At 42.7% G+C, this 13,552-nt stretch carries 12 protein-coding genes and 1 riboswitch; of the genes, 4 read left to right on the top strand and 8 right to left on the bottom strand.

Annotated features, from left to right (window positions below):
- Positions 1–89 precede the first annotated feature (89 nt).
- Together metX and BUB87_RS11205 are read right to left on the bottom strand one after the other, a co-directional pair.
- Positions 90–1,208 (bottom strand): homoserine O-acetyltransferase MetX, encoded by a 1,119-nt coding sequence (gene metX / locus BUB87_RS11210; protein ID WP_084111253.1) that lies wholly within the window; start codon positions 1,206–1,208, stop codon positions 90–92.
- Between the two features lie 5 nt (positions 1,209–1,213).
- Positions 1,214–2,485, bottom strand: coding sequence for a homocysteine synthase (locus tag BUB87_RS11205; protein WP_268761643.1), 1,272 nt, complete (start codon positions 2,483–2,485; stop codon positions 1,214–1,216).
- 77 nt (positions 2,486–2,562) lie between these two features.
- Positions 2,563–2,669: riboswitch (SAM riboswitch) on the bottom strand.
- 160 nt (positions 2,670–2,829) lie between these two features.
- Between BUB87_RS11205 and BUB87_RS11200 the strand changes: the two genes are divergently transcribed.
- From BUB87_RS11200 to BUB87_RS11190, 3 genes are all read left to right on the top strand, one after another.
- The gene (locus BUB87_RS11200; RefSeq protein WP_073345438.1) at positions 2,830–3,777 is read left to right on the top strand and encodes a slipin family protein; all 948 of its coding nucleotides are present in this window, start codon (positions 2,830–2,832) and stop codon (positions 3,775–3,777) included.
- 77 nt (positions 3,778–3,854) lie between these two features.
- Positions 3,855–4,343 carry an Lrp/AsnC family transcriptional regulator gene (locus BUB87_RS11195; RefSeq protein WP_073345435.1) on the top strand — a complete coding sequence of 163 codons (489 nt, stop codon included), beginning with the start codon at positions 3,855–3,857 and terminating at the stop codon, positions 4,341–4,343.
- The gene (locus BUB87_RS11190; RefSeq protein ID WP_073345433.1) at positions 4,340–5,506 is read left to right on the top strand and encodes an aminotransferase class I/II-fold pyridoxal phosphate-dependent enzyme; all 1,167 of its coding nucleotides are present in this window, start codon (positions 4,340–4,342) and stop codon (positions 5,504–5,506) included. Before BUB87_RS11195 ends, BUB87_RS11190 begins: the two co-directional genes overlap by 4 nt.
- A gap of 47 nt (positions 5,507–5,553) precedes the next feature.
- On the opposite strand, the gene BUB87_RS11185 is transcribed toward BUB87_RS11190, so the two are convergent.
- Positions 5,554–6,072: an RNA polymerase sigma factor gene (locus tag BUB87_RS11185; protein ID WP_073345430.1), complete on the bottom strand. Its 519-nt coding sequence runs from the start codon at positions 6,070–6,072 to the stop codon at positions 5,554–5,556.
- 273 nt (positions 6,073–6,345) lie between these two features.
- Entirely contained in the window at positions 6,346–7,533 is a 1,188-nt protein-coding gene (gene metK / locus BUB87_RS11180) for a methionine adenosyltransferase (protein ID WP_073345428.1), read from the bottom strand.
- 322 nt (positions 7,534–7,855) lie between these two features.
- Between metK and BUB87_RS11175 the strand changes: the two genes are divergently transcribed.
- Positions 7,856–8,431, top strand: a complete 576-nt coding sequence (locus BUB87_RS11175; RefSeq protein WP_073345425.1) for a Uma2 family endonuclease — start codon at positions 7,856–7,858, stop codon at positions 8,429–8,431.
- A gap of 108 nt (positions 8,432–8,539) precedes the next feature.
- On the opposite strand, the gene BUB87_RS11170 is transcribed toward BUB87_RS11175, so the two are convergent.
- The 4 genes from BUB87_RS11170 to BUB87_RS11155 form a co-directional block, all read right to left on the bottom strand.
- A complete protein-coding gene (locus tag BUB87_RS11170) occupies positions 8,540–10,240 on the bottom strand; it encodes an amylo-alpha-1,6-glucosidase (protein WP_073345422.1) in 1,701 nt (566 codons plus the stop codon).
- 64 nt (positions 10,241–10,304) lie between these two features.
- A complete protein-coding gene (locus tag BUB87_RS11165; RefSeq protein WP_073345420.1) occupies positions 10,305–11,468 on the bottom strand; it encodes a Gfo/Idh/MocA family protein in 1,164 nt (387 codons plus the stop codon).
- Between the two features lie 24 nt (positions 11,469–11,492).
- Positions 11,493–12,599, bottom strand: coding sequence for a Gfo/Idh/MocA family protein (locus tag BUB87_RS11160; RefSeq protein ID WP_073345417.1), 1,107 nt, complete (start codon positions 12,597–12,599; stop codon positions 11,493–11,495).
- An 18-nt stretch (positions 12,600–12,617) separates the two neighbouring features.
- Positions 12,618–13,241 carry a ThuA domain-containing protein gene (locus tag BUB87_RS11155; RefSeq protein WP_073345415.1) on the bottom strand — a complete coding sequence of 208 codons (624 nt, stop codon included), beginning with the start codon at positions 13,239–13,241 and terminating at the stop codon, positions 12,618–12,620.
- Positions 13,242–13,552: the final 311 nt, after the last annotated feature.

The raw sequence follows: 13,552 nt of genomic DNA, 5'->3' as shown, positions 1-13,552 counted from the left end.
ATCACTTTTTTCTCAAAAAAGTAATTTTACTGATAATTTTTATAATGTGAAGTAATGTGCGTAAAAGGTAAAAAAAGAGGAGCTTATGCTCATAGCTCCACAATCTTTGCTTCCCTATTTGTCTGTTCCTGTTGTATGAAGGACTTCACAATAGGACCCAGAAGGTCTATATCAACCAAAAAGGAATCATGCCCTTGAATTGACGAAAGCTCCTTGTACACAGCACAGCCGCCTACCTTATTGAGGTTGCTCACGAACTCCTTCAAATATTTAGGCGGATATATTATATCCGTATCTATACCAATAACCAGGACATCGGAATCAATCCTCTGCAAAGCTCGTTTCATGGACCCATATGGTTTGGATATGTCGTGTTCATTCATGGCCCTTAAGATGTAGACATATGTGTTGGCATCAAAGCGCTGGAGAAATGACTGACCGTGGTGTTCCATATACCTTTCGCACTGAAACATACCGCTGGGGTCTTTTTCTCTGCCAAACCTTACATCAAAGAGTTCATCGCTTTTATACGTTATCATGCCTATCATTCTAGCCAATGAAAGACCCTTGTCAGGTTTAAGCCCGCTCTCATAATAATAACCGCCATTCCAGTTGGGGTCATTTAGTATCGCTGATAACCCAAGATAATTAAAAGCTATGTTGAAAGGCGACAGCGCAGGCGTCGCTGCTATAACTATGGTCTTATCCATCATAGTTGGATATGTGACAGCCCACTCTAACGCCTGCATTCCACCCATGGAGCCACCTATAACTGCTCTCAAATGGGATATCCCCAACTTATCCAGCAATATCTTTTGAACCCTCACCATATCCCTTATGTTTATTTTCGGGAAATCTGCGGCATAGGGCTTACCCGTCCTGGGATTGATCGATGAAGGTCCAGTAGTGCCCTGGCAACCACCCAGGACATTGGAGCATATGACGCAATACTCATTTGTGTCAATGTACTTTCCCGGCCCTATAAGGCCATCCCACCAACCGGCTTTTTTATCGTCTTCTCTGTACTTTCCAGCAGCATGGCTGTCGCCTGACAGTGCGTGTAAAACCAGCACAACGTTGTTTTTATATATATCGGGCTCGCCGTAAACCTCATATGCTATAGTAAGTTCATCAAATGTATAACCGCTCTCCGTTGTAAATGTAACCTCATCTTTTGATAGGTGAAGATACTTTTTTTCAACAATCACCGGCATCACCCCTGAGACGCCTTTAAAGCCTGATCCAGATCTTCGATTATATCTTCCACATCTTCTATTCCGATAGACAGCCTTACCATGTCTGCCGTTACACCCGATGACAGCTGTTCTTCTTCTGTTAGCTGTTGGTGAGTAGTGCTGGCCGGGTGTATAACAAGGGATTTTGCATCTCCTACATTGGCTAAATGAGAGAACAGCTTAACGTTCTCGATAAACCTCTTGCCAGCTTCCAATCCACCTTTGATTCCAAAAGTGAGTATAGAGCCACATCCCTTTGGAAGATATTTTTTAGCCAGCCTGTGGTACTTATTGTCAGGCAAGCCCGGATAATTCACCCAGGTTACATAAGGGCTTTTACTGAGGTATTCAGCCACCTTTTGAGCATTATCGCAGTGCCTTTGCACCCTCAACGACAGGGTTTCAAGGCCCTGAAGCAATAAGAATGCGTTAAACGGACTGATGCATGCCCCCATATCTCTCATGAGCTGCACACGAGCTTTTACTATATAAGCGCTTTTACCGAAATCTCTCACATAGCTTACGCCATGGTAGCTTTCATCGGGTTCTACCAGCCCGGGAAATTTTCCATTGTCCCAGTGGAAATTACCTGAATCTACGATAACGCCCCCTATGGATGTGCCATGCCCTCCTATGAATTTTGTAGCAGAGTGTACGACGATATCTGCTCCGAATTCAAAGGGCCTGCATAAATACGGGGTTGCAAAGGTATTGTCTATTATAAGGGGAAGGCCATGGTCATGGGCGATCTTCGCATAAGTTTCAATGTCAAATACATCTATTTTAGGATTTCCGATAATTTCCGCATAAATGGCTTTTGTCTTTTCGGTTATGGCTTCTTTAAAGCCCTCAGGATTTTCAGGATCTACAAATATTGTCTTTATACCATATTTAGGAAGTGTATTTGCAAACAGCGTATGGGTACCTCCGTAAAGATTTGTCGACGATATGATTTCGTCTCCCGCCGATGCTATGTTCATTATAGCAAGAGTAATTGCGGCCATGCCTGATGAAGTAGCTAAGGCACCTACGCCTCCCTCTAAAGCCGCCATACGCTTTTCAAAGACATCTACGGTTGGATTCATTATCCTGGTATAAATATTGCCCTCTTCTTTCAACCCAAAGAGGTTTGCTGCGTGTTCCGTGCTCTTAAATACATATGAGGTAGTCTGATAAATAGGTACACTCCTGGAACCCGTAGTTGGGTCTGGTTGTTGTCCCGCGTGCAATGCCAGCGTATCAAATCTCATAAAAAATTCCTCCTTCAATTTATAATGTGGGCATAAAAAAACCTCTTCTGCATGAAGAGGGCATTTTCTACCTTACCCTCTCATCTCTCAAAACTCTTCGTTTTGCAGGAATTGGCACCAGTCGCACCTATGTGCCGGTTGCCGGGCTTCATCGGGCCAGTCCCTCCACCACTCTTGATAAGAGGTTTTTTATGCTGTTTTATTTTTAAATTAAGGAAATTATAACATATATACTGAGTTTATGCAATAATAAATTTTTGACTGGAAAAAACAGTTTGTTTTTCTTAGTAAATTTGATTATAATATTTATAAAAGTTGTTAAATTAAGATAGGAGGGAAATTTTATGAATTCATATCCAGTAGTAACTATATTTGCGATAATCTTTTTAATTGAAGCTGTGTGGTGGATTGTCTGGATGGCCATAGCATTATCGCGCAAGATTTACGCCAATTTTTATTTTATGCTGGTATCGTTTTTGATCTGGGGAGTCATAGATATTGTCGTGTTAAGAGGATGGAGTTCTATCGAAAGTCTGCTATATATAGCACCTTCCATAGTCCTGACTATAATACCACTCATATTGCTTCCTGGAATGGTTTCAATCATAGCAGAATACCAGAGAGGGGTTTTATTCAGGTTCGGAAGGCTCAGCGGCTTATTGCAACCGGGTCTCAATGTCATCTTCCCCTTTGGTATTGATAGAGTATGGAAAGTCGACTTAAGAACTCTCACAATTGATGTGGCAAAGCAGGAAATCATCACAAAAGACAATGTTCCTATTATGGTTGATGCAGTAGTATATTTTAATGTATCCGATCCTATCCTTGCAACTACAAAGGTTGTAAATTATACACAGAGCACCACTCTCCTGGCACAAACGATATTAAGGTCTATCCTCGGTCAGCATGAGCTGGATGAAATGCTCACGAAAAGAGCTGAGCTCAATGAAAAACTGCGAGAACTGCTGGACAAAGACACAGATCCATGGGGCATCAAGGTGACCGCAGTAGAAATAAAAAGCATAGAATTGCCTGATACAATGAAAAGAGCCATGGCAAAGCAGGCAGAAGCAGAAAGAGAAAGGAGGGCCAAAATCATATCAGCAGATGGTGAATATCAGGCGGCGCAAAAACTGCTAGAAGCAGCACAACTTATTTCTAAGGAGCCAGCTGCCCTGCAGTTAAGATACCTGCAGACACTGCCAGAAATCGCAGCAGAAAAAAATTCTACAATACTATTTCCTTTACCTATTGAATTGTTAAAGGCTTTCTCTAATATAAATAACAAATAAATTGCCTTGATTACACCTGATAATTATTATATAATGTAGCTTAATATTAAATAAAAGAAATGGGGAGGGTTGTAGCAATGGACAAATGTATGGACGTAATTGAGCTCCTGTATGAAAACAGCAGGCTTACCGATGAACAAATAGCCACGATGACAGGTCTAGATACTGAAGAAGTAAAAAATATTATCAAAAAGCTGGAAGATGAAAAAGTTCTGTTAAAATACAGAGCACTGGTCAACTGGGAAAAAACCCAAAAGGAAGTAGTCCACGCCCTCATCGAAGTAAGGGTAACACCCCAGCAAGGACACGGCTTTAATGCCATTGCCGAGAGAATATGCCAGTTTGATGAAGTGACGTCGGTATCGCTGGTCTCAGGTGGCTATGATCTGGCAGTAGAGGTGGAAGGCAAAACCATGAAAGAAATCGCGCTGTTTGTCGCCGAAAGGCTGGCCCCCATAGATGGCGTTTTAAGCACCACCACCCACTTTATATTGAAAAAATACAAGCAAGAAGGGGTATTTTTTACCGATGGACCTGAAGATCAGAGATTGGTGGTAACACCATGAATCCCAGCAATTATATCTCGGACATAGTTAAAAGCATTCCCCCTTCTGGAATACGTAAATTTTTCGATCTCGTAACAAACGCGAAAGACATTATCTCCCTGGGAGTAGGCGAACCGGATTTTACAACCCCTTGGCTTATAAGAAAAGAGGGCATCGAATCCCTCGATATAGGAAGGACTACATATACATCAAATTTAGGACTTATTGAGCTGAGAGTGGCTATATCCCAATTTTTAAAAAGCCATTATGACTTAAATTACGATCCTGAAACAGAGATGATGATAACAGTAGGAGCCAGCGAAGCCATCGATCTCGCCTTGAGATGCCTTATCAACGACGGAGATGAAATTTTAATCCCGGAACCCAGTTATGTTTCTTATGCACCATGTGTTACTCTTACCAGAGGTGTACCTGTATACGTCCCCACTGACGACAAAAATGGTTTTGTAATAACCCCTGAAGATTTAAAGGCAAAAATAACATCAAGGACAAAAGCCCTTATATTGCCTTACCCCAACAACCCTACTGGTGCTATAATGAAAAAAAACGAATTGGAGGAAATCGCAAAGGTTATTATAGAAAATGATCTCATCGTTATATCTGACGAAATATACAGCGAACTTACATACGATGGGACTCATGTAAGTATCGCATCACTGCCCGGAATGAAAGAAAGGACTATTTTAATCAATGGCTTTTCAAAGGCCTTTGCCATGACAGGTTGGAGGCTTGGCTACATAGCAGCACTCCATGAATTCATAGAATCAATGAATAAAATCCACCAGTACACAGCCATCTGCGCCCCTATAATGGCACAGTTAGCGGCAATAGAAGGGCTCAAAAACTGCGAAAGTGATATTGTAAAAATGCGCAAAACCTACGATCAGAGGAGAAAATTAATTGTAAAAGGATTTAGAGATATGGGATTGGAGTGTTTTGAACCAAAAGGGGCTTTTTATATATTCCCGTCAATTAAAAATACCGGCCTTTCTTCCGAAGAATTTTGCCAGCGCCTTTTAAAAGAGCAAAAAATAGCTGTAGTGCCTGGCAACGCCTTTGGCCCCAGTGGAGAAGGATATATAAGGGTCTCTTATGCTTATTCTATTGACAGGATTACGAAAGCATTAGAGAGGATACACGAATTTACATCAAAATTGCTTTAAAAAAATGTAGAGGCATCGCCTCTACATTTTTTTAAAACCCATAAATTCTAATCCATAAGCTCCCTGAGCTTTTTTAAAGCCCTTTCTTTCAATCTAACCGCGCTCATGTAATGTTTACCTTGACTCCTGGCAATTTCGCTTAAAGATTGTTCTTTAATATAGTAGCGTATGACTATATCCCTCTGTTTTTCCCCCAAGCATCTCAACGCTTTTTCCAGTTCTAAATGTTCCATTTTTTCAAGAAAATTTATTTCCGGACCTCCACCTTCATCGGCTACCAATTCCTCCATAATGGGCAGAGTGTCTTTCACCTTTCTCAAAAGATTTAATATGTGATATTTAAGCTTTGTTTTAAAATACGCCAGAAAAGCACCTCTATCGCAATCATAATCCTTTATGCACTGAAGCAATACTATATATCCCTCCTGTACCATATCATCGACGTCATATCGATTAAACCTGTAGGCTGTAGCCACAATCATCGGTTTTAATTTCTCGACTAGCATTTCAATGGCTTTACCGTCTCCTTCTCTACCCTTAATTGCCAGCTCGTCAATGTAATCCATAATTAAACTCCTTCTGGGCCCTGTGAATTTCCCGGGATAATTAAATATTACTCCAGATAAATTATACGAACAAATGTTTGGTTTTTAAAAAGTTAAGCATATTTCTGCCGACTTTTTAAAAAGTCGAGCATTTAAGTGAGGAGTTTTAAAAAAGTCCATCATTTTTATAACGACTTTTAAAAAAGTCGCTATTTAAGACAAAAAATAAAGGGCTTAAGCCCTTTATAAGACTTAAGCCCTTTACAAAACTATTGATATTTTTAAGTAGCCGCTTTAAAATACCTGCTTTCTCAATATGTCCACTTTGTCGGTCTTCTCCCACGGGAGGTCAAGGTCTGTACGTCCAAACGGTCCGTACACCGAAATCTGCCTGTATATCGGCCTTCTCAAGTCAAAAGCCTTGATTATAGCAGCAGGCCTTAAATCAAAGTTCTCCTTTATCAGCTCTATCAGTTTCTCATCGCTCACCTTACCGGTCCCAAAGGTGTCTACAGCGATGGAAATAGGATGAGCCACTCCAATGGCATAAGCCAGCTCCACTTCACACTTATCAGCGAGACCCGCAGCTACTATGTTTTTAGCCACATATCTGGCCGCAAATGCTCCTGAGCGATCGACCTTTGTGGGATCTTTGCCGGAAAAAGCTCCGCCGCCGTGTCTGGCAAAGCCACCGTATGTATCCACAATGATCTTTCTGCCCGTCAAGCCACTATCCCCATAAGGACCGCCTATGACAAATCTTCCGGTGGGATTTATAAAGTATCTGGTGTTTTCATCCAACAGCTCATTGGGAATGACAGCTTTTATAACATGCTCTATAATATCCCTTTCAATAGTATCGTGATCCACCTCGGGGGCATGCTGGGTTGAAACCACCACCGCATCCACTCTGGTGGGTTTGCCGTCGTTGTACTCTACAGTAACCTGAGTCTTGCCATCAGGCCTTAAATAATCCAGTTCCCCGCTCTTTCTCACATAGGCGAGCCTTTTAGCCAGCTTTTGCGCCAGCATTATGGGCATAGGCATCAGCTCAGGGGTCTCATTGCACGCATAACCAAACATCATACCCTGGTCGCCAGCACCAATAAGGCTAAGATCTTCATCATGATCTATACCTTTTTTCAACTCCAGCGATTTGTTGACGCCCATGGCTATATCCGGCGATTGCTCTTTTATAGAGGTGATGACAGCGCAAGTATCAGCGTCAAAACCAAACTTGGCCCTTGTATAGCCTATATCTGCAACCACTTCTCTCACTATTTTGGGTATATCCACATAACATGATGTGGTAATCTCACCCATGACCAGGACCATACCTGTTGTCACTACAGTTTCACAGGCAACCTTTGCATTGGGATCCTTCGATATTATCGCATCAAGTATAGCATCGGATATTTGATCGCATATCTTGTCAGGATGGCCTTCAGTTACCGCTTCTGATGTAAAAAATGACTTTGCCATTTGTTTATATACACCACCTTTATCGTTTGATCGTGTTAAACTCGCATTATAGTATAGCATATTTATGGGTGTATGTCTACTTTTGCAAAAACCAACTTTACCACTATTGAACAGAAAAGCAACAGCCGCAGTCTCCACCTATAAAAATGTTTAGGTTGAGTAATGCATCATCACTGCTAATCTGATGGAGTATTCTGCGTTTGCATGTTTTGAACTGATGTAAATGGAGCGTATAATATTATTAAGAAAGTATTCCCCAACGCATTTGCAGAGGGGAAACATTATTCGTAACCTAATTCTTTTATAAGGAGGATTATTTTTTATGCCGTTACCTAAAGAAAATAAAACATATACTTATGGTGATTACATAACATGGCCAGAAGATAAAAGAATTGAATTGATTGACGGGCAAGCTTATATGATGGCACCCCCATCGAGAATTCATCAAAAAGTTTTAGGAGGAATATTTTATCAATTTTTCAGTTATCTCCAAAACAAATCCTGTGAAGTATACACTGCACCTTTTGGTGTAAGACTTCCTTCAAGCAATGAAGAAAATGATAAAGATATAAAAACTGTAGTAGAACCTGATATAGTAGTTATCTGTGATAAATCAAAACTTGATGATGAGGGATGCAAAGGGGCTCCTGATTTGATTGTAGAGATAGTCTCTCCATCAACAGCAAGAAAGGACAAGTTAGAAAAGTTCAACTTATACGAGAAATTCGGTGTAAAAGAATATTGGTTAGTAGAACCCGAAAGTAAAATCGTTAGCGTATTTACTTTACAGGATAATAAAAGATACGGAAGACCAGAGATATATACGGATGAAGATAAAATTAAGGTATCTATATTTAACGATCTTATAATTGATCTAAAAGCAGTATTTCAAGAGTAACAGTACAGAGCGATTTTGTGCACCGCAAGAGACAACTCCTTTTTGCGAACAGAAAGGAGTTGTCTCTTGTATATTTTTTATCCCTTAAAAAATTCTATGAATTTTACACTACGCAAAAATCTCATGGGCTAATATCAAAAATACGCTGGATGTCCACGTATATGCCCTGTCCCTTAGCCCCTCGCCGGTAAGAGCATCATAATTTTCTGCAAAGCCGCTTTTTGACGCCATATCTACAAATCGCCTGCTCACTTCTTTAGCATAATCTTCTTCTCCCGAAGCTTTTAATCCATCTATGAGCAACATCGTGGATGGCGCCCAGATCGGTCCGCGCCAGTATCCGTCAGATTCGTAATATGGGCTTTTAATGTTTTCAGTAGCAAAGCCATAGGGGGTAATGAATGAGCCATCCTCCTTTAGCTCCGAAATCAACCTGTTGAGGACATTCTCGGGCAATTTTTTACCCAGTATTATGGATATATAGGGCAAAAGGCTCTGAGATTCTACCACCTCATGGGTTCCTGAACATCTGGCAACAAGCCTATCGCCTTCTATAAAATGGGCTAAAAACCTCTCTAATAAGTCAATCGCCCTTGACTTCCACTCGTTAGACTCCTTTGATTTACCCAAAATCCTGGCTACATCTGAGAGAACTTCCATCTGTATGACCAGAAGCGCAGATAGATCGGGACTTTCTATTGGCGGCCTTTTTACGAATATTGTGCTATTATCCCATCCGGAGTCGTTGCCGTGATTGTACTGCGGAATACCATCATTATCATCATCGCGAAATCTAAACCACCAATCCGTCCAGTTACACAGCGGCTCATATATTTCTTTTAATTTATATTCGTCGATGAAGTCGGTGTTTTCCATCATCTTTTTCAATGTCCACCCGTGAACAGGCGGCTTACAAAAATTCCAGACCGCAAGGCTATCATTTACAGAATCCGGCAGAGCACCGTTTTCATCCTGCAAATCAAACATGACCATATATTGATGCCATGCCAGTTCAGGATACTTATAGCTCAACGCTATGGCATTAAAACAGTGATCCCAGCTCCACACATTGGTCATCCAATTTTTTGACATAAACATTGCCGGCCTTTTCAATAATCCATGAGGTTCTACAATACACGACCAGTTGATGTAGGCCGCCAATTCCCTGGCTTGCTGATACCTGTCATGGGCTTCCGGCATTTTTGATAGGAAATCTTCAAAATCTTTCTTTACCCTTTCAACGCAATCTTCAAATTTATCGTTGTAATTGCACTCCTGCCAGCTCCCTCGGTATTCTTCAATAGCACACTCAAAATACCCTTCATCGTTATCGGGATACATCTCTATTGTGATATAGTCGCACTTAACCCCATCCCAGGGCGCCTCTACATTTAACCGGCCTTTCAGAGGCGTGAGCATAAACTGGATCCTGTTATTAAATAAATTTAAAGACCAGCGGTTTTTACCTGAAAAAATAGCATTATTAAACATCGACTCCTTTGAAGACGTCATCCTCAAACCAATACCTGCACCTCTGATGCGAAGCAGTTCCGGCCTTGCAAAGCATATATCCACATAGCCATGTGCGCTCTCTAAATGAAGTACCCAGGGTGTAGCATAGATATCAAAGGGCACAGAAATGCCTTTGTCTTCGAGTTCAAACAAGAATATCTCCCTTTCTGCTGCATCACCGTGAACGGTGCGAAGATAAAGCCCTTTTTTGCCTGCCCCAAAAATTTCTGACATCAATGAAAACGCAAGATATGAACCTTTACAGCTAAACGGTACCTGCTTTATATCAAAGTTCATTTTCATCCCTCCATCTATTGCAAAATAGGGTGCAATAAATGCACCCCACCAAATACCTCAAATCTCAAACCTCATCTACCTTAATCCACTGCCGTTGCTCTATGGAGGTATCCACGGCGGTCAATACCTCTTGGCATTTGACGCCGTCGTAGAAATTGGGCTCTGGCAATTTGTCCTCAGATATGGCTTTTATAAATTCGTATATCTCGTGGACAAATGTATTCTCATAACCTATGACATGGCCTGCCGGCCACCACGCCTGCATGTAAGCGTGCACTGGCTCGCTGACCTGTATAGTCCTGAAGCCCTGAACTCCCTCAGGGTCATCTACAGAGTAATACTGCAGTTCATTCATCCGCTCAAATTCAAATCTCACGCTGCCCTTGCTGCCGTTTATCTCAAACCACATACCGTTTTTATGGCCTGTGGCAAAACGGGTCGCTTCTATGATGCCCAGTGCACCGTTCTTAAACTTGAATAAAAACAGTGTAGCATCGTCCACATTTACAGGCGCCTTTGGAGCACCTTCAGCGGCTTTTCCACTCAACCCTGTCATCTCGCTGACCATGGGGCGTTCTTTTACAAAAGTCTCATTCATGCCCATGACCTCATCAAATTCTCCCACCAGATACCTGGCCATGTCTATGAGGTGAGCGCCCAGATCTCCCAGAGATCCTGACCCTGCAACCTCCTTCTGCAATCTCCATACCAGCGGAAACTCGGGATCGATGATCCAATCCTGCAGGTAAAATCCTCTGAAGTGGAATATTCTGCCCAATTTACCTTCATCTATCAGCTTCTTTATAAGCTGAACGGCAGGAGCCCTCCTGTAGTTAAACCCTATCATATGCTTGACGCCGGATTTCTCTACGGCTTTTAGTATCTCTCTGGCGTCAGAAAGCGTCAAAGCCAGCGGCTTCTCGCAAAAGACATGCTTACCTGCTTCTGCCGCCGCTATGGCGATATCCTTATGGGCATCGCTGGGCGCTGTAATGTCCACCATGTCTATATCGTCCCTTGAAACCAGGTCCTTCCAGGATGTCACGTAGCCTTCCCATCCAAACTTCTCAGCGGCAGCTTTGACTCCTTTTTCATCCCTGCCGCATAGCAGCTTCATCCTGGGTTTTAAAGGCGTATCAAAAAACATGCTGACGTTTTTATAGGCAAAGCTATGGGCCTTGCCCATAAACTTATAGCCTATAAGGCCTACATTGATGGTGTCACCCATAAAATTAATCCCCCTTTAATTTTTTTATCTATCTAAGGTGCCGTGCATCAAACCCAAAGGCAATGGCGCCGGCCTTTCGCAGGTGCTCTTGAGCTCGTAGTGTCTTCCCTCTTCTGCAGCTATATGAAAGCCGTGCATGATCTCAAGAACATGATATGTAAGCTCACCACTGGCCCTATGAGGCCTTCCTGAAACCAGAGCATACGCCATATCAGATACACCTATGCCGCGGCTGTTTTCAGCATAGCCATGGGTCAAAGGTATCTCTTTCCATTCCGCCTGGTCTTTTCGCCTTATATAAACAGGGCCTCCAAAGGTATTAGGATCTGGCACCATAAGGGTACCTTCAGAACCGTATATCTCTATGCGCGGCAGCTGGCTGTGCCACACGTCAAAACTCGTCAAAATGGTTCCGATGGCTCCGCTTTCAAACTCCATTATTCCAGCTACATGGGTGGGAACCTCTACCTGTATCTTTTTGCCATACTTTGGCGCGCTGGTAATAGTCCTCTCGGGGAACGTTATTCTCGTAGAACCTGTAACCCTCTTTACAGGACCCATCAAGGTTACAAGGGCCGTCAGGTAATAAGGACCCATATCAAACATGGGACCGCCTCCCACCTCATAATAAAACTCAGGGTCAGGATGCCAGCTCTCGTGACCGTGGCAGAGCATAAATGCCGTCGCACCTATGGGCTCACCTATCCAACCATCGTCTATGAGCTTGCGGCACGTCTGTATACCTCCGCCTAAAAAGGTATCCGGTGCCCCACCGACCCGCAGACCTTTTGCCTTTGCCAGCTCCAATATCTTCTGGCCATCCTCCAGGGATATAGCCATGGGCTTTTCTGCGTAAGCGTTTTTCCCCGCATTAAGCGCTGCCATGGTCACCTCTGCGTGGGCCTTGGGAATAGTGAGATTAACGACAATCTGTATCTCCGGATCTGCCAGAAGCTCTTCCACTGAACAGGCCTTTGGTATCCCGAATTCCTCAGCTTTTGCCCTAGCCCTATCCATTATAAGATCGGCACATGCCACAATCTCCAGATTTTCAAAGGTCTTTCCCGCTTTAAAATATATGCCGCTTATATTTCCGCAACCTACAATACCTATCTTGACTTTATCCACCATAAAGCAACCCCTTTCAAATCAGCGTGCAGCCCACACCATGCCATTGGTCATAATAGACAGCACAGGAGGCATCTTGACAACAGCCGCACTGTGGCCCAATGAGCAGTAGAAAACCCTACCCTTGCCATATGTCTTTGTCCACGCTACAGGCATCACCACATCTCCGAAGTTGGTGGTGGCAAGAACCCTTATAGCAGGATCTACATGCATGTAATACTGCTCTGATGTCACCTGAAAATCATCGATGCCATAAGTTATAGGATGGTTCTTATCAAGGATATGTACCGTGTACGTTACCGTATCACCGCCCGGATGGGCTACCCATTGTCCTCCCACCATAAACTGATATTCCGTCTCCGTCCTGAAAGCATCACCCATGCCGCCGTGCAATCCAGCTATGCCTGTGCCTTCCCTTACAGCAGCTAACAACGGGTTTAACTGCTCAGGCTTTATCGTACCCATCGTCCACTCTGGTACGATTAAATCGTATGTCTTGAGCTTCTCACCGTCAGCAAAACTGTCCAGCGTATTAGATACATCCACATCGAAGCCTTTTCCTCTCAGCGCCTCTGCCAGAATCTCTGCTACCTGTTTGGGCTCATGGCCCTCCCATCCGCCCCAAACGATTAAGGCCTTTTTCATGTCATAATCCCCCTCGTATAATATGATTTGTAATCAACCAAAAAGGTCGACCTTTAACAAGATTAATAAAGATCTTTGATATTTAAATATTGTTTCTTTAAATTTCACCATGATTAAATCTATCAAGTGCCACTTGATACTTATGCATACATCGCATAGCTACTACCCATGTTTGGGAAGATGGGTTGTCAAGCCCGAACGCAGTGAGTTCATTTTAGGCTTGACTACTCATCGACCAAACATATAATCCTCTCTGCGATGTATGCTCGATTGCTGCATTTTGTATTGTAGTACACGTATTCCCTCTTTCT

The sequence above is a fragment of the Caldanaerobius fijiensis DSM 17918 genome (assembly GCF_900129075.1).
GTDB classification, from domain to species: Bacteria; Bacillota; Thermoanaerobacteria; order Thermoanaerobacterales; family Caldanaerobiaceae; genus Caldanaerobius; species Caldanaerobius fijiensis.
This window is presented reverse-complemented; position numbering and strand designations above follow the sequence as displayed.